Below are 20,069 nucleotides of genomic sequence, written 5' to 3'. Positions count from 1 at the left end.
TCCTTTTTATTTTAAAGCACGAATGCCTAAATTTCCATAACGGTGGAAAGATATACTTAAAGCTTTTTCATTATGATATAAAAGCAACTCAAAACGTCCGTTCATTAAAGGCTTAGCATTGGCAATGATTTTTGCGCAACTTGCTGCTTTTATGAAAATTTCATCATTAATATTTAATGGAGCAAAATAACGAATTCTTTCATAATCAGCTATTTTGCTAATGAAATTTTCTTTACTTTCTTTAAGGAATAAAGTTTTTGAACTAATTTTTTGATTAATCTTTTGCACAAGATCTATTTTCTCATGCTCATCATAACTTAAAATAAGATCAATATTTAGCACACTGGCTGCTAAAATAACCCCTAAAATATCTTTTAAACTATCATCTTTATGTACTCTATAAGCGATATTTTTAACCTTTGTATAAGAGAAAATATTATCCTCGCCTCTTATATTGACATAATCTTTTGCACTTGCAAATTCATGTTTTGCATGATAAGCATAGCTTCTTGCCATAGCTTTAATGACTTCAAAATCAGCTTTATCTTTTTCATTTAAATCCAAGCTTAAAGCATTTAAATTTGATACTAACTCATTATCTAAAACATTTTGATCAGCTTGACTTTGCTCTATATCTAAAAATTGAGTGATGTAATTATAAATTCCAACTTTTCTACCAAAACCAATGGCTGATTTTTTAATACCACCAAAAGGCTGTCTAAGAACTATAGCTCCTGTTGTTGGTTTATTGATGTAAATATTTCCTGCCTCTATGTGAGTGTGGAAGTATTCCCATTCTCTCTCATCTAAACTTTCAAATCCTGCTGTAAGTCCATAGCCTGTTGAATTTACTATATCAATAGCTTCTTTTAAATCTTTTGCTTTCATTACAGTTAAGATTGGTGCAAAAAGCTCATTCATGTGCGTAAAATCACCTTTTTTAGTACCATATTTAATCCCTGGAGTTAAAAGATAAGGATTATTATCTACAAATTTAGGTTTTAAAGCCCAACTTTCATATGGAGCTAGCTCATCTAATGCTTTTTGCAGTTTTACATCTGGTTTATCTGCTAAAGCTCCAAGTTTATTTTTAAATACAAATGGATTTCCAACCGCCATAGAACTAGCAGCATCTACTAAGGTCTTTTTAAATTCCTCATCTTCATAAACTTCTTCTTCCAAAACAAGCAAAGAAGTAGCAGAGCATTTTTGACCTGAATTTGAAAATGCTGAATGAATGATATTTTTAATCGCACTATCACGATCGGCAAATTTAGAAACAATAGTTGCATTTTTACCGCCTGTTTCAGCACTTAAAAGTAAGGTTGGATTAGCTTTGAGCATTGCATAAGCAGTTTCTTCTCCACCGGTTAATACTGAAAATTTCACACTTTGATCAACAAGCAAGTATTTTGATATATCACTACCTTTAGCAGGTAAGAAAATCAAAGCATCTTTTGGAATTCCCGCATCCCAAAAGCATTTACAAAGCATATAACCTGTTAGCATGGATAAAGATGATGGCTTATATATTACTTTATTACCTGCAGCCAAAGGTGCTGCTATGGTTCCTACTGAAATACCTACTGGAAAATTCCATGGTGCAATTACCACACCTATGCCTTTTGCTTTAAAAGTAGTATTTGGATTTTGCTCTTTTAGTTTTTCCAAAGAATGTGGGTAAAATTCTAAAAAGTCTATAGCCTCACTAACTTCAGGATCAATCTCTAAGAAAGTTTTTCCTACTTCTAAAGCTGCTATACCTATTAAATCTCCTCTACGATCTCTAACAAGTTGAGCAGTTTTTGCTAAAATTTTATAAATTTCATCATGACTTAAATCACTAAAATTTGAGCTCTTAGCTACATCTAAAGCATATTTAATCTCTTTTTGGCCTGCTAAATGTGCTTTACCTATAGTGCGATTTTTGATTTTATCTTTAACTTCTATTACTTGTAAATTTTCATTTTTAATTTCTTCTTTTGCAACCGGATACACATCATAATTTTCTAAATTTTCATATTTAGTTCTTATATTTTTAGCCCATTCTCTATTTGCTTTTAAGATAAAATCTGTATCAGGTTCGTTTTTAAATTCTTTACTCTCATAAGAACTAATAGTCTTTGTCTCATTATTTCTATCTTGAGTTCTATGAGTAGAATTATCCAAACTAGCAACGCCTTCTAAAGATTTTATAAATAATTCTTTTTGCATTTGCCAATTTTTATCATTGATTTTAAGGTTGAAAAAATATCTCATGAAATTATCTTCACTAGTATTTTCATCAAGTCTTCTTACTAAGTAAGCAATAGCATTATTAAAATGCGCTTCATCACACACCGGTGCATAAAGTATAAGATCATGCATTTTAGAAAGCTCATAAGAGCATTGCAAACTCATACCTTCAAGCATTTCAAAAGTAAAAGATGATAAAGCTCCTGCTTGTGAAATTCTAGTATAAGCATAAGCAATTTCAAATAAATTGTGACTCGCAATACCTACATTAATATATTTATAATTATCGCCTTCTAAGACAAAATCGAGCATTTTCTTATAATTACTATCTGTGTCAATTTTTTTATAAAAAGTAGGTAGAGCCCAACCTCTTTGCGAAGCTATAGTTTCTTCACTTTCCATATTCGCTCCTTTAACAAAGCGAATTTTTATAGGCTTCATACCTTTTAAAACTCTTTCTTTTGAAAAAGCAAAAAGTTTTTTCAAATATTCATAAGAATCAGGAAGATAAGCTTGTAAAACGATACCTGCTTTAATATTATACTTTGCAATACTTTCCATAAAAGCTTCAACGGTTAATTCTAAATCTCTAAATTCCTCCATATCAAGATTGATAAATTTAGACACACCTTGCTTTTTTTCTTCTTCTAAAGCAAGAGCATATAATTTATCCAATCTTTTTACCACTTCATCTTTAGAGTATTCAAAATCAATGATATTAATTTGAGAAAAAATGGTAGTGATTTTAATTGAAATATAAGTAATATAGCTTGTTTTTAATGCTTCTTCATATTTTTTTACTCTATAAGCACTCTCAGCCTCACCCAAAACCTCTTCACCAATTAAATTTACATTTAAGGTAATTTTATCTTCATCTTTTCTTTTACGCATATGAGGCTCTAAAACACTAGGATTTGCATCTAAAACCATAGCTTTAGTATCTTCTCTTAAATGCTTAATGAAAAATGGCACACTAAGAGTTGGTGCAAATTTTCCAAAATTTAAAAATGAAAAAAGCAAAAATTTTTCAAAAGCACTAAAAAAATCTGCTATACCATATTTGTTTAAAGTATGCTCTATAAGCTCAAAACTCGCACTTTTATCTTTACATCTAAAAGAGCGATCTAAAAGTTCAATCAACATCACTTTATTTTTAGGATTGTTTAAAAGTTTTTGCATTTTGGCGTGAAATTCTTTTTCACTTTGAGAGATATTACTTTCTATTTTTCTTTGTAATTCTTCAGCTAATTGCAAAGCTTTTTGTATCATTTCTTCCTCCATTTAGTAATTAATATCTTTTATGATACAAAAATAGCCACAAAAATCAACATATATTTATTTATAATTTATTTTTTTATGTAAAAAAGTAACAAATATAAACATATATTTTTAATTGTAAATAAAATATTAGCGTAATAATAAATAATTATGAGTATTTCTTACACATCTAGCAATAATCTTTGCCTCTATATTGTAATCTTTCAAAATTTTCAAAGCCTCATTTGCATCTTTTTCACTCATTGCAGCTAAAAGTCCACCTGAAGTTTGAGGATCAAAATACACTATATCCTCATCTTTTTCATTTAAATTATCAACCCAAATTTTTAGACCATCTTTATTTTTATAAGCTCCTGCTGGGATTATCCCCATATTAGCCATTGGCAAAACTCCATCCATTAAAGGAATTTCATTTTTATACACTTCTATCATAATCTCTTCATTTAACATTTCTTTTAAATGTCCCAAAAGGCCAAAACCAGTAACATCACTTAAAGCACTAAGACTTTTAAACCCCTTTAAAATACGACTTGCGTAAAGATTTAAAAAACTCATTTGCTTTATTGCTTTTAAAATCTTTGCTTTTTCTAGCAAACCAGCCTTGATAGCAGTGCTAATAATGCCACTACCTATAGGCTTAGTAAGTAAAATAACATCACCATCTTTTGCACTATTATTAGCTATAAATTTCTTAGGATGAACTACACCTGTCACACTAAGACCAAAAATAAATTCATCATTTTCTATAGTATGGCCACCTACTAGCACAGCACCAGCTTCTTCAACCTTAGCTCTAGCACCTTCTAAAACTTCAAGTAAAATTTCATTGTTAAAATGACAAGTATCAAAGCCTACAATATTTAAGGCATTAATCACCTCAGCACCCATAGCAAATACATCACTTAAAGCATTGGCAGCAGCTATAGCACCAAAATGATACGCACTATCAACCACAGGTGTGATAAAATCAAGTGTTTGCACTAAAGCTAAATCTTCATTTAGCTTATAAACACTTGCATCTTCGTTATTATCAATACCACTTAAAATGTTTTCATGCGGTTTTAAAATGCCAAGAATTTTGTCAAGACCCACCGAGTCTAGTTTGGCAGCTCAACCCGCAGCTTTTACATATTGAGTTAGTTTTTGATCTTTATATATCATAAAGAAATAATCTTTGCCTTTCCAAAAAGTTCATTTAAAATTTCATAAGCATTACCTATTTTGCCTATTTTAAGCTCTTTAGTTTTACCAAAAAATTCCAAACATGCCCCACAACTATAAATTTCAACCCCTAAATTTTCAAGCTCTTTCATAGCTTCAAAAGCCATATGAGAACAATCAGTATTCATTAAAACACTATCATTAACGCAAAGGATTTTTACAGGTTTATTAGGTAAATCTTTTAAGGTTTTTAAAAAACCTAGCATTAGATTTTTCCCAAGCTCCCCTTCACCTACTTTATCGCTTTTTAAAAACAACACATTATATTCTTGCAAATTTTGTTCTTGAATTTGAACTATATCACCATCTTTTATAATACTAATAATACTTTCATCATTTACATCTTTCACACTAAAGTTCAAATTTAAAGATTTTAAAAACCTCATTACATTTTCTTTAGAAGCTTGAGAATTTAAAAGAATTTCTAAATTTTCATTTTCTTTTAACTCTTCTAAAGCCTTTTTTGTCTCTATCACAGGACGCGGACAAGCTAAATCTCTACAATCAATTTTCATTTTTTACCTTTTTTACTTAATGATATATTTTTATAACTTGTATTCAAATTAAGTTTTATCTTTTTCTTGATTTTTCTTGAAAAATAATTCTTTAAAGCGCTTATTAGTGTATTCTTCTACATCTTGTTGTAAAATTTTAAAATTTTGAATTAACTCATAAGCTCTTGGAGTAAGCTTACTACCAGCTTCACTTCCTCTTCCTTTTTTAGCAATGAGCAATTCTTCTTTCATATTTTTTTCTAAATCCTGTATATAAAGCCAAGCTTTTTTATAATTCATCCCTAGTTGTTTAGCCGCTTGGGAAATACTTCCGCATTCTCCAACTAATTCTAAAATATCTGTTTTCCCTTTACCAAAAAGCAATTCTCCATCAGGATTTTCTACCCAAATTTTGCTTTTTATATGAAATTTTTTACCTTTTTTTTCTTCAAAACAACCAAGTTCGCAGTATCTAACATCAATTTTATAAGTTTTAAGCGTAGCTCTCATATCAGCCATATTAAAGTTTTTAGCACATTCTAAAGCATCTTTACATGATATGCGACGCTTAGAATCTAGTTTTGTTTCTAATTTTTCTAAAATTTCACTTTTTGCTATATTTTTATTTAACTTTCCAAATTGACCTAACTCGCAATCTGAAATTTTTACATCCATTTTTTTTATACTAGCTTGAAAATCTTCTTTGGAGTATTGTTTTAAAAGCTCTAGTGCTTTTTTACAAGTAAGTTTATTATTTTCATCAAGATTTTTTTGAATTTTTAAATTTAATTCTTCCATGAATTAACCTTGGATTATAAGTAGTAAAAAAGGGTGCCTGTAAACACCCTTTGGGTTATTTTGCATCAAGTCCTAAATTTTGGCCCTTAAGCAAAACTCTTTTTCTATACATTGCACTAACTTCAGCTGCATCACCAACCAAAAGTGCATTTGTAGAACAAACCGCAGCACACATAGGCACTTTACCTTCTGCGATACGATTTTGTCCATAAAGTTCTCTTTCTTCATGAGAGTTAGTAGGTTCAGGACCACCTGCACACATAGTACATTTATCCATTTGACCTTTGATACCAAAAGCACCATCTCTTGGAAATTGTGGAGCACCAAAAGGACATGCATAAAGACAATACCCACAACCTATACAAGTTTTTTTATCATGTAAAACAATACCATCAGCTCTAATATAAAAGCATTTTACAGGACAAACTTGCTCACATGGAGCATCTGTGCAGTGTTGGCAGGCAAGAGTTGTTGAAAACTCTTTTCCTTCTATGCCTTCATTTAGAGTGATTACCTTTCTTCTATTAATCCCCACTGGCACTTCGTGCGCACTTGAACAAGCCACTTGACAAGCAAAGCAAGAAATACAGCGATTATTATCTACATAAAATTTCATTCTAGCCATAACTTACCCCTTAAGCCTTTTCAAGTCTGCAAAGTCCTGCATTAAATTCAGAAATTTGCGTATTTATATCAAAACCATAGTTAGTAACCGTATTAGAACTTTCACCTATAGTATAAGGTCTAGTGCCTTCAGGATAATTATAACTTAAATCCACTCCTTGCATAATACCCGCAAAGTTATAAGGCAAGCAAATTCTATCCGGTGTAACAGAATGATTATGCACACATTTTACTTTAATCTTAGTACCTTGCGGTGAATGAATCCACATCATATCTCCATCATTTATACCATATTTTAAGGCAAGTTCAGGGTGAACATTAGCAAACATTTCAGGTGTGATTGCAGCAAGATATTTACTAGTTCTCTCAAGCATACCTGCACCACTTAAATTTACTAAACGCATACTTGAAATGATAGTTGGAAACTCTTTGCTCCAATCTTTCTTTTGTTGCTCGCTGATAAATTTACTCTCAACTCTGAAGTTTTTCTCTTGATCGCCCCAAGTAGGATATTTTTTAACCAAATCCCAACGAGGTGAGTGAATAGGCTCTCTATGTAACGGAATAGGATCTGCAAATTCCCAAACTTTCATTCTAGCTCTTGCATTACCTAAACAGCAAGCACTCTTTTCTCTACATTTTTCTAAAATAATACCTGAAATATCTGTACTCCAGCTAGCGCCCATTAATTCTTTTTCGCTATCACTTAGTTTGATATTAAATACTTTTTCAATATTTGCCTTAGTGATTTGTGGGTAACCACCTTTAACTTTACATCCTTTTGGAGTAAAGGCATCATCTGCTAATTGAGAATGTCCTTCATGCTCTAAACCAAAGCGGTTTCTAAAGCCCATACCGCCTTCTTCATAAGGCACATCAGTATTCCATAATATAGAAGTTCCCGGATGTTGTTCATCCCAACAAGGCCAAGGTAAACCATAGTATTCGCCTTTAACTTTACCACCAATACCTCTTTGAGTATCAGGATCAAAATGTTCCCAATTTTGCTGGTGTTTTCTTAAGCGTTCAGCTGAAATACCTCTTAAGCCTATGCTTAAAAGACCATTACTCATTTCTCTTGTAGCATCATCAGGCCATATAAAATTATCATCATTATCATCTCTTGTTTGCACAAGCTTATGATCTTTCAATTCCATTTTCATACCGCGAGTGTATTCTTTATAAAAACCGAATTTTTTAGCAAAAGCAAACATAATCTCTTGATCTTCTTTGCTTTCATAAATTGGTTTTACTACTTGAGAACGCCATTGCATAGCACGATTAGTCGCAGTGACATAACCTTCTGTTTCAAATTGAGTACAAGCAGGGATAATATAAATACCATCAGAACGATCTGCTAAAACTGCTACTTCATTTACAAAAGGTTCAGCGATTACAATCATATCAAGTTTTTTAAGCGCTTCTTGAATTTTTACCGTATGCGCCATAGAAGTAATACCCGTTCCTTGCACCCAAAGCACACGGATAGGTGAGTTAGAATAAGTTTTTTCTTCATGTAAAACGCCTTGCCACCATTTTGCTAGTGAAAAACCTTTTTCATGCATCCATTCTTTAGAATAAAATCTTGAATTTAAATATTCTCTATCTACATTCCAAAAATTAGCAAAATGATTCCACGCATTATCATCAAGCCCATAATAAGCTGGTAAAGTATCAGCCAAACAGCCCATATCAGTAGCACCTTGAACATTATCATGACCTCTAATGATGTTTGTTCCTGCACCTGGTTTGCCTATATTACCAAGAACGAGTTGTAAAATAGCTAGAATTCTTGTGTTGGAGCTACCTACCGAGTGTTGAGTAATACCTAAAGCCCAAAATAGCGTAGCAGGTTTGATTGTAGCTAGCATTCTTGTAATTTTTTCAAGTTGAGCAGCTGGAACGCCTGTTACATCTTCTACAACTTCAGGAGTCCATTTAGCAGCCTCTGCTTTTATTTCTTCAACACCATAAGTTCTAGTTTTGATTAACTCTTTGTCTTCCCAACCGTTTTTGAAGATCAAATGAAGCATACCATAAACTAAAGCTATATCTGTGCCTGGACGAATTCTTACATATTCATCAGCATGTACTGCAGTTTTTGTAAATACAGGATCTACAACTACTAATTTAGCATTATTACGATCTTTTGCTTGTAATAAGTGTTTAAATCCGATAGGATTTGCCACGGCAGTATTTGCACCAAAAATAATCATCATTTTTGAGTGTTTAGTCACATCACCAAAATGATTTGTCATAGCGCCATAACCCCATGTATTCGCCACACCGGCGACTGTTGCGCTGTGTCAAATTCTAGCAACGTGGTCTATATTGTTAGTACCCCAAAATGCTGCAAATTTTCTAAAATAATAAGCTTGTTGGTTATTAAATTTAGCCGAACCTAAAAACATAACACTATCAGGTCCATTTTCTTTACGGATTTCAAGCATTTTATCGCCAATTTCATTGATAGCTTGCTCCCAAGTTAAACGTACCCATTTGCCATTTTCTTTTTTCATAGGATATTTAATACGCTGCTTTGATTTAGTAAGATCGATTTGATCTATCCCTTTACAGCAGTGTGATCCTTGAGAAATAGGATGTTCTATAGCGTTTTCTTGACGCACCCAAACTCCATCTTGTACTTCTGCTTTAATTCCACAGCCTGCACTACAGATACTACAGATTGTTCTAACAATCTTAGAATCTGGATAAGGATTTGCTACTTCTTGTTCACTTGCAACTCTAATAGCTTTGTTTTCACTACCAAAAGCCGCACTTCCAAGACCAGCAATACCAGCAAGCTTAAGAAAATTTCTTCTTGCTAATGCCATCTTCTTCCTTTCTTAATTAATAAGCTATTTTGTAGTATTTTTCCCAATGCATAGTTTTTCTATAAAGCACTTCTTTTTTAGTACTTTTTCCTAAAACTACGGTATTTTGCTCTTGGTAATCATCTTTAGCTAAAGCATTCACACTTGCCCCAGCTACTACCCCTAAAGCACCAATTTTCAAAGATTTTTTTAAAAAATCCCTTCTTTGATTGGCCTCCATGTTCTCTCCTTTGAAATAAAAGTAAAGAATAACTATAAATACTTATTTTCAAAGTATTTATACACTTAACAAAATAAATTTTGCATATTTTCACTTAAGATTTTATTTAATTTCTATTTTCATAAAAAGATGGTTTTGATAATATGTATTTTGGTAACAAAATACATATTAATTTCTATAATTTACTAAGTTCTTCTATATTTGTTTTGCTAAATTTAGTAGGAAGTCTTGGCTCATAAGGAAGTCTTTGTAAAGCCTCATCTGCTACACTTTTACCTTCTTTTTTTATAGGTGCTTGTACTTCCAAATAAGCTCTTTCATTTACAAAAAAGACTTTCATAATATTGGCAATAGCAATGTAAAAATTTGAGTTTTTGTGGATTTGTAATTTTTCTATAAACTCATCTATTACAGGGTTTATCACAAAACGAAATAATTGCTGTGCAACTTTTAAATCATGCTCAATAATACTTGCCATAAAAGCAAACAAAAAGCCAAATTCATCTTCACTTTGCCTACAATCTTCTTTTTTTCTAAATTTGGTTTTTCTAATGATTTCACAGGCTTGAAGCTTCATTTTGCCATCATCTCTACCCTCATCATAAAAAGAAGCACTAATAGGCACATTCACATAAGAAAAATCAAAAAATACTCCATTTTGTTCTTCTTTAAAACTTGCAAAATCACATACACTAAGTTTTTCAAAATCAAATTTTAAACTATCATCTAAAGGACTTTGAGCTAAAACTAAAACTTGCTCATGCCAAATTTTAAACTCATTTTCGTCGATAAAATTAAAAGCTTTTGAAAAAAATTCATAAAAATATTTGCGCGAAAGATCAATATCTTGTATCATTAATTTTCCTTGTTATTTTTATTTGATTATAACAAGGAAAATTTAAAAAAATCAAGTGAGATTTTAAAATTTTGTTTTAGAATCGTAAGTAAACGATGGATTGATTTGTTTTTTATCGCTTAATTCTTTATACCAATAAGAATGTAAAATATAAACTTCCTCTTCTTCTTTATAACCACTAATCATAGAATGGATACTTCCTTTAATAGCAAATACGGCCATATAAATATGAATAGCAAAAAATACTGCACATAAAATACCCAAAATATTATGGATGATAGCTGAAGCTCTTAAAATATCTATATGAGAAATTCCAAAAATAGATTGCAAAGAAGTAGAATTAAAATCAAGGAAAAACATAAACGCACCAGTGATTATCATCAAAAAGCCACCAAAAACAGCTATATAATACCAAGATTTTTGACCAAAGTTAAACTTACCCGCAGGCACAGGTTTTTTTTCTTTGCTTAAATATCCACCTACTATCATCATCCATCTTAAATCATAACTTGCAGGAAGCATTCTTTTAATCCAACACAAAAACATAGGAATGATAGAAATGATAAATAAAATAGTAGCAATACCATGTAAGTTTTTACACATTCTTACAAAAAATCCACCGCCAAAATACGATCCAAAAATCATAATAAGTCCGGTTGGTACAAGGATAATCCAAGAGATTGCTGCTACAAAATGAAACAATCTTTCAAATACTGAAAAAGCATAAATTTTCTTACCATCATGAGAAAATTTCTTTGGACCTATGACCATATAATGCAAAGCAAAAGCTGAAATTACGACTATAAGTATAATCAAAACAGCACTTGCAATATACTCACCTTGCAGTTTAGTCCACAAAGCACCAAAATTTTGATAACTTTCTATATTCATCACTCTTTGCACATCCCAAATTTGAGTATTTTTAACTTCAAAATTTTCTTGAGCAAATAGAAAGTTAAAACAGGCTAAAAGAGCTAGTATAACTCTATGCATAAATTACTCCTAAACATTACACGCTAGAAAAAGCTTAGCATTGTAGTTTTGTTAATTTTCAGTTTCCATTTTTATTTTAAAAAAAGTTTTATTTAAAAAACATAAATTTGCAAAAAACTACAAAAAAACTCAATTTTTAGTTTCTTTTTGAATAATTTTCATAACAAAACTCTCTTATCATAGATAAATTTTCATTCTTATCTAAGAACATTAAATTTGGAAGTCTTACTCCATTAAAAGTAGTGTTTTTAACTATGGAATAATGAATTTGATCTAAAAATACTATTTTTTGTCCTATTTTTAACTCTTGATTAAAAGCATACTCACCCATGATATCCCCTGCTAAGCAAGTATTGCCACCAAGTAAATAAGCAAATTCGTTTTCTTTTAACTCGCTGTAATTTTGTCCATCACGACTTGATAAAATTCTAGCATTTAAAACCTCGCTTGTATAAGGCATAATGATAGTATCTGGCATATGAGCTTCGCTTGAAGTATCTAGAATAGCTATTTTTTTCTCATTTTCTACTATATCTATTACACTTGCAACTAAAGTCCCACACTGCCAACCCACAGCCTCACCTGGCTCAAGATACACTTGCACACCGTATTTATCGCTAAATTTTTTACAAAGATCAATTAGTTTTTGCGTGTCATAACCTTCTTTAGTAATATGATGACCTCCACCAAAATTAACCCATTTTATATTTTTAATAAATTTTGAAAATTTAGCCTCAAAAGCATTTGACACAAGCTCTAAAGAATACGCACTTTCTTCACACAAAGCATGAAAATGAAGCCCACTTAAAGCACTTAAATCTTCATTTTCAAAATCAATCGCACGAATTCCTAATCTTGAAAATCTACCACAAGGATTATAAAGTTCTTTTGGAGCCACTGATAGCTCTGGATTACAACGCAAACCAAGAGACTTTTTACTTGCTTTGTCTTTAAATTTTTTAAACTGATTAAAAGAATTAAATACTATATGGTGTGAAAGATCTATGATTTCATCTATTTCATCATCTTTAAAAGCAGGTGAAAAAGTATGAATTTCTTTATTCATATATTCTTTTGCAAATTTAGCTTCCCAAAGCCCACTGCAAGTACAACCTGATAGATACTCACCCACTATATCCATAGCACCTGAAAAAGCAAAACCCTTTAGAGCAAGCAAGACTTTTGCTCCACTTTGCTCACTCACTTTAGCTAAAAGCTCACAATTTTTTCTAAGCTTGTCTTCTTCTAAAATATAAGCAGGGGTTTGAAAGTCTTTATCTAAATGATTTTTAATTAGCATTATTTGTCCTTAATTTTTGATTTAAAACCACTTGTATAACAAATCATATTAAAATTATATCTTGTTTTTATAATTTACAATCATTAATCAAATAATAGCTATAATCAAAATCCAAATCAAAATTAATTTAGGAGTAAAAATTTAATGGATAGAAGGTTATTTTTAAAATTTAATGCTTTAGGTTTAGCAAGTATTAGCAGTGCTTATGCAATGGGGGATCATTCTCATCATAATATGCACTCAAAACATACACAAAAAGATACAAAAGAAATCGATACTTCTTTTATCAAACTAGAAAATCCAAACATTAAACTACTCAATGAAAAAGACTTTCCTAGCGGACAAACATTAGCAAATTTAAAACTTCTAAAAAACACAAGTGCAAAGAAAAATTTCTTTAGATCAAGTATAGAAATCAAAGAAAGTCAAATAGAGCTTGTTAAAGGTAAAAAAACAAAATGCTTTACTTACAATGGCTCTATACCTGGACCTAAAATAGAAGTTTATGAAGGTGATACTGTAGAAATTTTGGTAAAAAATAGTTTAAAAGAGCCAACTACTATCCACTGGCATGGACTTGACATACCACCTGAGCAAGATGGCAACCCACACGATCCTATCATGCCTGGTAGAGAAAGAATTTATCGCTTTAAACTTGGAGAAAATTCAGCAGGAACCTACTGGTATCATCCACACCCACACTACACCACAGCAAAGCAAGTTTATAAAGGCTTAGCAGGGGTATTTGTAGTAAAAGCCAAAAAAGACGCGTTGTCGCATTTACAAGAACAAGATTGGGTGATTAGTGATTTGCGTTTAGATGAAAACGCACAAATTCCTGATAATAATTTATTTGATTGGCTAAATGGTAGAGAAGGAAATTTAGTTCTTATCAATGGACAATTAAAACCAAAAATAACACTTGACAAAGCTCAAAGAATTCGTATTTATAATTTTTGTGCGGCAAGATATTTAAATTTACGCATTAAAGGTGCTAAATTTATTTTAGTAGGAACTGATGGAGGGCTTATAGAAAAAGGTGTTGAATTAGATGAGTTATTTTTAAGTCCTGCATCAAGAGTAGAAGTGCTAATCAAAGCAAGTAAGGGTGAATTTAAACTTGAAAGTACTTATTATGACCGCGATAAAATGCTTGTTAAAGAAGAACCTTATACTCTTATGTTAGCTGATCTTAAAGTAGAAAAAACTATAGAAAACATACCTGAAAAGCTACGAGAATTTCCACCTTTAAAAGAAGCTACAAGCTTTAAAGAAGTGATTATGAGCGAAGATCATATGCAAATGCATGGTATTAGTAAAAAAAGTGAAGAAGAAATCAAAAAAAGCCTTGCCTCTATGTTTTTAATCAATGGTAAAACATTTGATATGAATAGAACGGATTTAACCTCAAAATTAAATGAAGTAGAAGAATGGGTAATAAAAAACAAATCGCATATGGATCATCCTTTCCATATACATGGAACACAATTTGAACTCATATCTTCTAAATTTAAGGGTAAAATAACAAAAGCAAAATTCAGAGCATTGCAAGATACGATTAATGTAAGACCTGGAGAAGAATTGAAACTTAGAATGAGTCAAAAATTTACCGGTATTAGAATGTTTCACTGCCATATTTTAGAGCATGAAGATCTTGGAATGATGGGAATTTTAGAAATAAAAGAATAAAGGTAAAAAAAATGGTAAAAATTGAATTTCTAGGGCCAATTAACAAAGAAAGCTTAGAACTAAATGTAAGCAATCTTAAAGAATTAAAAGCAATTTTAGGACAAGATGAAAGCTTAAAAGAATGGCTTGAACTTTGTGCAGTTGCTTTAAATGATGAAATGGTTTTTGATGATGAAACTACCTTAAAAGATGGGGATAAAATTTGCTTATTACCACCGGTTTGTGGAGGATGAGTTATGTTTGAATTACACCAAGGAGCCTTAGAAATTCCTAGCATTTATGCTAGATGGTATGAATATGCTAAAGATAAAAACTGCGGAGCTTTGATCACATTTTGCGGTATAGTGAGGGCTGAAGATGAGATTGAGGCTTTAAGTTTTGATATATATGAGCCTTTATTAAAAACTTGGTTTGAAAAATGGTGCCAAAAACTTACAAATGAAAATGTAAGCTTGATGTTTGCTCACTCTATCGGTGAGGTTAAAGTGCATGAGAGTTCTTATTTTGCTGGGGTTTTAAGCAAGCAAAGAAAATTAGGACTTAAGTTAATTAATGATTTTGTAGAAGATTTTAAAGCAAGCGCACCTATATGGAAATATGATATCATTAATGGCAAAAAAATTTATGCCAAAGAACGCTCTTTGAAACTTCAAGGAGCAGGAATTTTAAGCACTAAGGACTAAAATGCTAACTTCTTATAGCCAAAGTTTAGACATACTTCATTCACACATACAAACATATGAAAAGATAGAAAACATAGCTTTAACACAGTGCTTAGATAGAATTTTAGCCATAGACATCAAAGCTTCTACTAACAACCCTCAATTTCCTACTGCTTCTATGGATGGCTATGCAATTAAATTTAGCGAACAAGATGAGGCTTTGTCTATCATAGGCGAAGTACCTGCTGGAATTTTCCCAAGCTTTAAAATACAAAATAAAGAATGTGTTAAAACTTTTACAGGCTCTTTAATGAGTGAGGGTTGTGATACCTTAGTGCCTGTGGAAAAAGTTGAAGTTAAAAATAATATGGTTTATGTAAAAGAAAAAGTTTCACAAGGCTTTGCTGTGAGAAAGGTGGGCGAGAGCTACACCAAGGGCGAAATTTTACTCACCAAAGGCACAAAACTAGGCTATAGTGAAATAGCACTTTTAGCTGAGCTTGGATATTTTCACATTAGTGTTTTTGCTAAACCTATCATAGGCGTGCTAAGTAGTGGAAGTGAAATCAAAGACTTAGGCGAAAGCTTAGAACACCCTGCACAAATTCGCTCATCAAACCATGTAGCCATAGCTAATATGGCAAAAAAACTTGGTGCTGAAGCTAGAATTTTTCCACTTTTAAAAGATGATATGCAAAAAACTCCAAGTGTTTTAAAACAAGCACTTAATGCGTGTGATATTTTAGTTACCACCGGTGGAGTTTCCATGGGGGATTTTGACTTTTTAAAACAAGCTGTTAAAGAGTATGAAATCATCTTAGACAAAGTCGATGTAAAACCTGGAAAACATATCAAAATAGCCAAATTTGAAGATAAATTCATCTTTGCCCTGCCGGGTTTTCCATACTCGGCTATGGTAATGTTTAATTTATATGTAAGAGAACTTTTAAATGCTTGGCTTTTACAAGAAAAAGACTATGTATTTAAAGCATTTGCAAATACTGACTATAAGAAAAAAAGTTCGCATTTAGAATTTGTAGCTTGTAATGTGGAATTTAAAGATGGAAAAATTTATGCCAATTTAAAAGGCAAAAAACAAGGCTCAAGTGCCATCATCAACAACCTTAACCACAAAGCTGCATTAATGATAGCACATGATGATATAAAAGAAAATGATTTAGTGGATATTGTTTTAATGCCTTAGTTTTTACATAAGTATTTTTTCATATCAAAATGCATTATTTTGGTATCATTTTTTAAATACAATGGATGTCTTGGGTTATTAGTTTTTGTAACTCCCAAACACAACCATTTTCTTGTTTTATTAAATTTATCTTGAGTAAAAATATCCTTTAATAGCACATGCAAATATTCTCTTATATTAATTAAATTTCCCCAACAAGCCAAAATATCCACATTTTTATATTCACATAAAATGTGATTTATATACTCTAAATTTTTGTTATGTATATCAACATTATATCCATAAGGAAGTTTATTTGGATTAGTTGAAATTTCTGGATAAATATTCAACATTACAAAGCTTTCATAATTATTAAATTTAATTATATTTTCTAATTTTTTTATGGTTCGATCAGCTTTTTTATCAGTTGCAATACTAGGATTGATTCCTATGCATAGTAAAATACTATTTGATTTCTTTCCTAAAACATATCTACACTTTTCATCATATACATATATATCATAATTTTTCATGCATAACCTTAATTTAATATACTAAAATATCAAAAAATCCCTTTTCTAAAAAGTCCTAAAAGTTTTGTATTAATGTAATAATTATTTCTACCTATTTTAACACATTCTAAAACCCCTAATTTTTCACAAATTTTAAGATATTTTGAAGCACTCTGTCTTGAAATATCTAGTTTTTTTATTAAAAAATCTATTTTTGTATAAGGGTGAGAAAACAAAAGTTCCACAAAATCTTTACTATAAAAATTTGTTTTATTTTGCAAAATATCACTTACATCGTTCATCATTTTTTCTATTATAATGATAGTTTCAATTGTCTTTATGGCAGTTTGCTCTACACCTTTTAGTATATATTCTATCCATTCTAAAACAGCACCTTCATCGCGTACTTTTTGCAAAAGAGTGTAATATTCATCTTTATTTTTAACTATATAAGCACTTAAATATAAAATAGGCAAATCCAAAAGCCCTTTATACACTAAATAAAGTATATTTATAATCCTACCTGTTCTACCATTTCCATCATAAAAAGGATGTATACTTTCAAATTGATAATGAATAATTGCCATTTTTACTAAAAAATCAAGTTCATCTAGAGTATCATCGTTAATGTATTGCTCTAAATTTTTCATAAGTTTTTGTATATCATCAAAATTTTGTGGTGGTATATGCTTAATTTCACCTGTAATAGGATTTTTAAGCATGGTTCCACTTTGTTTTCTAAAACCTGCATTATTTCCTTCTAACCTTTTTTGAATTTCTAAAATATGAGCATTTCTTAATAATTGCTCTTTTTTTAAAAGCTCATATCCTTTTTTTAAAGCATTTTCATAGTCTTTTACTTCTTTTGTTGCCCTTGTTAGTTTCTTTTCATCAATTTTAGATAAAAAAAGCTCATCGTGAGTAGTAATAATATTTTCTATCTCACTTGAATCTTTAGCTTCTTGCAAAATTAAAGCATTGATTAAAATATTTGGGTTTGGAATGCTTTTACTAAGTCCATTTAATTCGGCTAATTTTCTTGAAGCTTTGATGATAAGGTTATAAATATTTGCGTTTAATTTTATATCTAAAGGTAGTTTTGGCGGTATAAACTCTTTCATGTTTTTTCCATATGTTAAAATTTATAAAATTTTTTAACATTATAAAAAAATATGTTAAAAAATCAAAAATTTTTAACATATTAATTCTACACACCTTTAGTATATAGTATCTTACTTTATTTTCCCTATTGCAATAAAAACCTAGCTTTAATATAATTTCAAAAACCACAAAGGAGATAAAATGGACTCAAAAATCTTTTTAGAAAATGGTCGTGTTAAAAGCAAAGGTTATGCTATGCTTAGCAAAGATTCTAAATTTACACCTTTTGAATTTACACGCCATAAAGTAGGTAAAAACGACATCTTAATCGCTATCAAGTACGCAGGAATTTGTCATAGTGACATACACACTGCAAGAAGCGAATGGGGCGAAGCAACCTACCCTTGCGTACCTGGCCATGAGATAGCAGGAGAAGTTATCGCGGTGGGTGAAAATGTGAGTAAATTTAAAGTAGGTGATTTTGCTGGAGTTGGGTGCATGGTAAACTCATGCGGAGAGTGCGAAGCATGCAAAAAATCTCAAGAGCAATTTTGCGAAAATGGTAAAACCATCTACACTTATAACTGCAAAGATGTATTTCATGATAATGAAAACACCTATGGAGGTTACTCAAACAACATCGTAGTAAGTGAAAAATTTGCTATCAATGTACCAAAAAATGCACCACTTGAAAAGATAGCGCCTTTGCTGTGTGCGGGTATTACTACCTACTCACCGCTTAAATTTTCAAATATTAAAGAAGGCTCAAGCGTAGCCGTAGCAGGATTTGGTGGGCTTGGTATGATGGCAGTAAAATATGCTGTGAAAATGGGTGCAAAAGTAAGTGTTTTTGCAAGAAATGAAAACAAAAAAGCACAAGCTCTAGCTATGGGTGTGAGTAATTTTTATACTAGTACAGATAAAAGTGCGGTAAAAGAAAGATTTGACCTCATCATTTCCACCATACCAACCCCTTATGATCCGCTAGCTTATATGGATTTATTAAAATTTGGTGGTGAGATGGCTATAGTAGGATTGCCTCCACATGAAGTAAGTCCTAGCATTAACATCATTCACTTTGTACATAAAGCAGGTAAAAAAGTATATGGCTCGCTTATTGGGGGCATTAAAGAAACTCAAGAAATGCTTGATTTTTCTTTAGAACATGGAATTTATCCTGAAATTGAACTCATCAAACCAAACGAGATTGACAAAGCTTATGAAAACCTCACTTCAGGAAAAGCCAAATTCCGTTATGTAATCGATATGAGTGAGCAGGATTAATACTCATCAAAAATCACATCGCTAGTATCAAAACCTCTTTGCTTGGCTATTTCAAGCAAAGAGTTTATTTGCTCTTTTGCTAAAATCTCTCTTGACAAAATCCATAAATATTTTTTATCAGGACTACCTACGATAGAAACTTGATAGCTTGTGTCAATGTAAATAATCTCATAATTTGGCTTGTTAAAAACATTCATAAAAATACTAATTTTAACCGCTAAAGATCTTGGTGATTTTACCCTAGCTTTGCCATTTGCCTGAGAGATTTCTCCATTTTCTTTAGTGCATATATTTTTGACTTTAATTATAGGCGTAGAGCCTTCATACTCTAGCTCATATTCTGCCTTAGCACTTTTACAAGTTTTTTGAAAAAATGCAGGTTTTCTAGCCATTTCTAACCATGTACCCATGTATTTTTCTAAATTTATACCATCTAATAATTCTATCATTTTTCTTCCTTTTGATTTGCCTCGCCCCAATCACACATCGCTTGTAAAATAGGAATTAAACTTTGACCTTTTTTAGCAAGGCGGTATTCTACTTTTGGAGGGATTTGTGGGTATTCTTTACGCGTGATTAAATCATCATTTTAAAGCTCTCTTAAAGTATGTGTCAAAGTCTTAAAAGAAATATTACCAAGATATCTTTTAAGTTCATTATATCTTACAACTTCATAACGAAACAAACAATACAAAACACTCATCTTATACTTTCCCGAAATCAAAGATAAAGTATAATTAAATCCGCATTCCATAAAATCGCACTTTTCTTCCATATACTTTCCT

General features: G+C 31.1%; 18 protein-coding genes and 1 pseudogene. 5 read left to right on the top strand and 14 right to left on the bottom strand.

Annotation, left to right across the window (positions count from 1 at the left end; genetic code table 11):
* Positions 1-6: 6 nt before the first annotated feature.
* From L8Y18_RS04555 to nspC, 10 genes are all read right to left on the bottom strand, one after another.
* Entirely contained in the window at positions 7-3,504 is a 3,498-nt protein-coding gene (locus L8Y18_RS04555) for a bifunctional proline dehydrogenase/L-glutamate gamma-semialdehyde dehydrogenase (protein WP_263676367.1), read from the bottom strand.
* Positions 3,505-3,642: 138 nt separating this feature from the next.
* A complete protein-coding gene (gene selD, locus L8Y18_RS04550; RefSeq protein WP_263676366.1) occupies positions 3,643-4,674 on the bottom strand; it encodes a selenide, water dikinase SelD in 1,032 nt (343 codons plus the stop codon).
* Positions 4,671-5,249: a sulfurtransferase-like selenium metabolism protein YedF gene (yedF, locus tag L8Y18_RS04545; RefSeq protein WP_133319412.1), complete on the bottom strand. Its 579-nt coding sequence runs from the start codon at positions 5,247-5,249 to the stop codon at positions 4,671-4,673. The genes selD and yedF overlap by 4 nt, the downstream gene beginning before the upstream one ends.
* 48 nt (positions 5,250-5,297) lie before the next feature.
* Positions 5,298-6,026 (bottom strand): winged helix-turn-helix domain-containing protein, encoded by a 729-nt coding sequence (locus tag L8Y18_RS04540; RefSeq protein ID WP_263676365.1) that lies wholly within the window; start codon positions 6,024-6,026, stop codon positions 5,298-5,300.
* A gap of 55 nt (positions 6,027-6,081) precedes the next feature.
* Positions 6,082-6,651: a formate dehydrogenase FDH3 subunit beta gene (gene fdh3B / locus L8Y18_RS04535; RefSeq protein ID WP_133319414.1), complete on the bottom strand. Its 570-nt coding sequence runs from the start codon at positions 6,649-6,651 to the stop codon at positions 6,082-6,084.
* Between the two features lie 10 nt (positions 6,652-6,661).
* Complete coding sequence (locus tag L8Y18_RS04530) at positions 6,662-9,484, bottom strand: formate dehydrogenase subunit alpha (protein WP_263676364.1); 2,823 nt, start codon at positions 9,482-9,484, stop codon at positions 6,662-6,664.
* 16 nt (positions 9,485-9,500) lie between these two features.
* The gene (locus L8Y18_RS04525; protein WP_133319416.1) at positions 9,501-9,704 is read right to left on the bottom strand and encodes a twin-arginine translocation signal domain-containing protein; all 204 of its coding nucleotides are present in this window, start codon (positions 9,702-9,704) and stop codon (positions 9,501-9,503) included.
* A 175-nt stretch (positions 9,705-9,879) separates the two neighbouring features.
* On the bottom strand, positions 9,880-10,560 hold the full coding sequence (locus L8Y18_RS04520) for a molecular chaperone (protein WP_263661078.1): 681 nt from the start codon (positions 10,558-10,560) through the stop codon (positions 9,880-9,882).
* Positions 10,561-10,623: 63 nt separating this feature from the next.
* Positions 10,624-11,553 carry a formate dehydrogenase subunit gamma gene (locus tag L8Y18_RS04515; protein ID WP_263661079.1) on the bottom strand — a complete coding sequence of 310 codons (930 nt, stop codon included), beginning with the start codon at positions 11,551-11,553 and terminating at the stop codon, positions 10,624-10,626.
* A gap of 136 nt (positions 11,554-11,689) precedes the next feature.
* Entirely contained in the window at positions 11,690-12,853 is a 1,164-nt protein-coding gene (nspC, locus tag L8Y18_RS04510) for a carboxynorspermidine decarboxylase (RefSeq protein WP_263676363.1), read from the bottom strand.
* A 144-nt stretch (positions 12,854-12,997) separates the two neighbouring features.
* Between nspC and L8Y18_RS04505 the strand changes: the two genes are divergently transcribed.
* The 4 genes from L8Y18_RS04505 to L8Y18_RS04490 are packed head-to-tail and all read left to right on the top strand — an operon-like array spanning position 12,998 to position 16,408.
* Positions 12,998-14,542, top strand: coding sequence for a multicopper oxidase family protein (locus L8Y18_RS04505; protein ID WP_263676362.1), 1,545 nt, complete (start codon positions 12,998-13,000; stop codon positions 14,540-14,542).
* An 11-nt stretch (positions 14,543-14,553) separates the two neighbouring features.
* On the top strand, positions 14,554-14,775 hold the full coding sequence (locus tag L8Y18_RS04500; protein WP_263664644.1) for a MoaD/ThiS family protein: 222 nt from the start codon (positions 14,554-14,556) through the stop codon (positions 14,773-14,775).
* 3 nt (positions 14,776-14,778) lie between these two features.
* Positions 14,779-15,225, top strand: a complete 447-nt coding sequence (locus L8Y18_RS04495; RefSeq protein WP_263676361.1) for a molybdopterin synthase catalytic subunit — start codon at positions 14,779-14,781, stop codon at positions 15,223-15,225.
* 1 nt (position 15,226) lies between these two features.
* Entirely contained in the window at positions 15,227-16,408 is a 1,182-nt protein-coding gene (locus L8Y18_RS04490) for a molybdopterin molybdotransferase MoeA (RefSeq protein ID WP_263664646.1), read from the top strand.
* Here the strand turns inward: L8Y18_RS04490 and L8Y18_RS04485 are convergent.
* Both L8Y18_RS04485 and L8Y18_RS04480 read right to left on the bottom strand, forming a co-directional pair.
* On the bottom strand, positions 16,405-16,920 hold the full coding sequence (locus L8Y18_RS04485; RefSeq protein ID WP_263676360.1) for a DUF1643 domain-containing protein: 516 nt from the start codon (positions 16,918-16,920) through the stop codon (positions 16,405-16,407). The two genes, L8Y18_RS04490 and L8Y18_RS04485, sit on opposite strands and share 4 nt — an antisense overlap.
* Before the next feature lie 29 nt (positions 16,921-16,949).
* A complete protein-coding gene (locus L8Y18_RS04480) occupies positions 16,950-18,020 on the bottom strand; it encodes a Fic family protein (protein WP_263676359.1) in 1,071 nt (356 codons plus the stop codon).
* Between the two features lie 181 nt (positions 18,021-18,201).
* On the opposite strand from L8Y18_RS04480, the gene L8Y18_RS04475 reads away from it, so the two are divergent.
* Positions 18,202-19,284: an NAD(P)-dependent alcohol dehydrogenase gene (locus L8Y18_RS04475; RefSeq protein ID WP_263676358.1), complete on the top strand. Its 1,083-nt coding sequence runs from the start codon at positions 18,202-18,204 to the stop codon at positions 19,282-19,284.
* Here L8Y18_RS04475 and L8Y18_RS04470 read toward each other — a convergent pair.
* Both L8Y18_RS04470 and rrpA read right to left on the bottom strand, forming a co-directional pair.
* Positions 19,281-19,733, bottom strand: a complete 453-nt coding sequence (locus L8Y18_RS04470) for a lipocalin family protein (protein ID WP_263676357.1) — start codon at positions 19,731-19,733, stop codon at positions 19,281-19,283. The genes L8Y18_RS04475 and L8Y18_RS04470 overlap by 4 nt on opposite strands.
* A pseudogene (gene rrpA / locus L8Y18_RS04465) lies at positions 19,730-20,059 on the bottom strand (MarR family transcription factor RrpA). Before rrpA ends, L8Y18_RS04470 begins: the two are co-directional and overlap by 4 nt.
* Between the last annotated feature and the right edge of the window lie 10 nt (positions 20,060-20,069).

It is taken from the genome of Campylobacter sp. CNRCH_2007_0968H, from assembly GCF_025773245.1.
GTDB classification, from domain to species: Bacteria; Campylobacterota; Campylobacteria; order Campylobacterales; family Campylobacteraceae; genus Campylobacter_D; species Campylobacter_D lari_D.
Note: the sequence above shows the minus strand (reverse complement) of the source record. Positions and strands in the feature narration are given on the sequence as shown.

Bases quoted from the DNA above. Each gene is read 5' to 3' on its own strand.
- L8Y18_RS04500 (WP_263664644.1), top strand. From the start codon at position 14,554: ATGGTAAAAATTGAATTTCTAGGGCCAATTAACAAAGAAAGCTTAGAA.
- L8Y18_RS04505 (WP_263676362.1), top strand. From the start codon at position 12,998: ATGGATAGAAGGTTATTTTTAAAATTTAATGCTTTAGGTTTAGCAAGT.
- nspC (WP_263676363.1), bottom strand. From the start codon at position 12,853: ATGCTAATTAAAAATCATTTAGATAAAGACTTTCAAACCCCTGCTTAT.
- L8Y18_RS04475 (WP_263676358.1), top strand. From the start codon at position 18,202: ATGGACTCAAAAATCTTTTTAGAAAATGGTCGTGTTAAAAGCAAAGGT.
- L8Y18_RS04480 (WP_263676359.1), bottom strand. From the start codon at position 18,020: ATGAAAGAGTTTATACCGCCAAAACTACCTTTAGATATAAAATTAAAC.
- yedF (WP_133319412.1), bottom strand. From the start codon at position 5,249: ATGAAAATTGATTGTAGAGATTTAGCTTGTCCGCGTCCTGTGATAGAG.
- L8Y18_RS04555 (WP_263676367.1), bottom strand. From the start codon at position 3,504: ATGATACAAAAAGCTTTGCAATTAGCTGAAGAATTACAAAGAAAAATA.
- L8Y18_RS04520 (WP_263661078.1), bottom strand. From the start codon at position 10,560: ATGATACAAGATATTGATCTTTCGCGCAAATATTTTTATGAATTTTTT.
- L8Y18_RS04540 (WP_263676365.1), bottom strand. From the start codon at position 6,026: ATGGAAGAATTAAATTTAAAAATTCAAAAAAATCTTGATGAAAATAAT.
- fdh3B (WP_133319414.1), bottom strand. From the start codon at position 6,651: ATGGCTAGAATGAAATTTTATGTAGATAATAATCGCTGTATTTCTTGC.
- L8Y18_RS04495 (WP_263676361.1), top strand. From the start codon at position 14,779: ATGTTTGAATTACACCAAGGAGCCTTAGAAATTCCTAGCATTTATGCT.
- L8Y18_RS04485 (WP_263676360.1), bottom strand. From the start codon at position 16,920: ATGAAAAATTATGATATATATGTATATGATGAAAAGTGTAGATATGTT.
- L8Y18_RS04515 (WP_263661079.1), bottom strand. From the start codon at position 11,553: ATGCATAGAGTTATACTAGCTCTTTTAGCCTGTTTTAACTTTCTATTT.
- L8Y18_RS04470 (WP_263676357.1), bottom strand. From the start codon at position 19,733: ATGATAGAATTATTAGATGGTATAAATTTAGAAAAATACATGGGTACA.
- L8Y18_RS04525 (WP_133319416.1), bottom strand. From the start codon at position 9,704: ATGGAGGCCAATCAAAGAAGGGATTTTTTAAAAAAATCTTTGAAAATT.
- L8Y18_RS04490 (WP_263664646.1), top strand. From the start codon at position 15,227: ATGCTAACTTCTTATAGCCAAAGTTTAGACATACTTCATTCACACATA.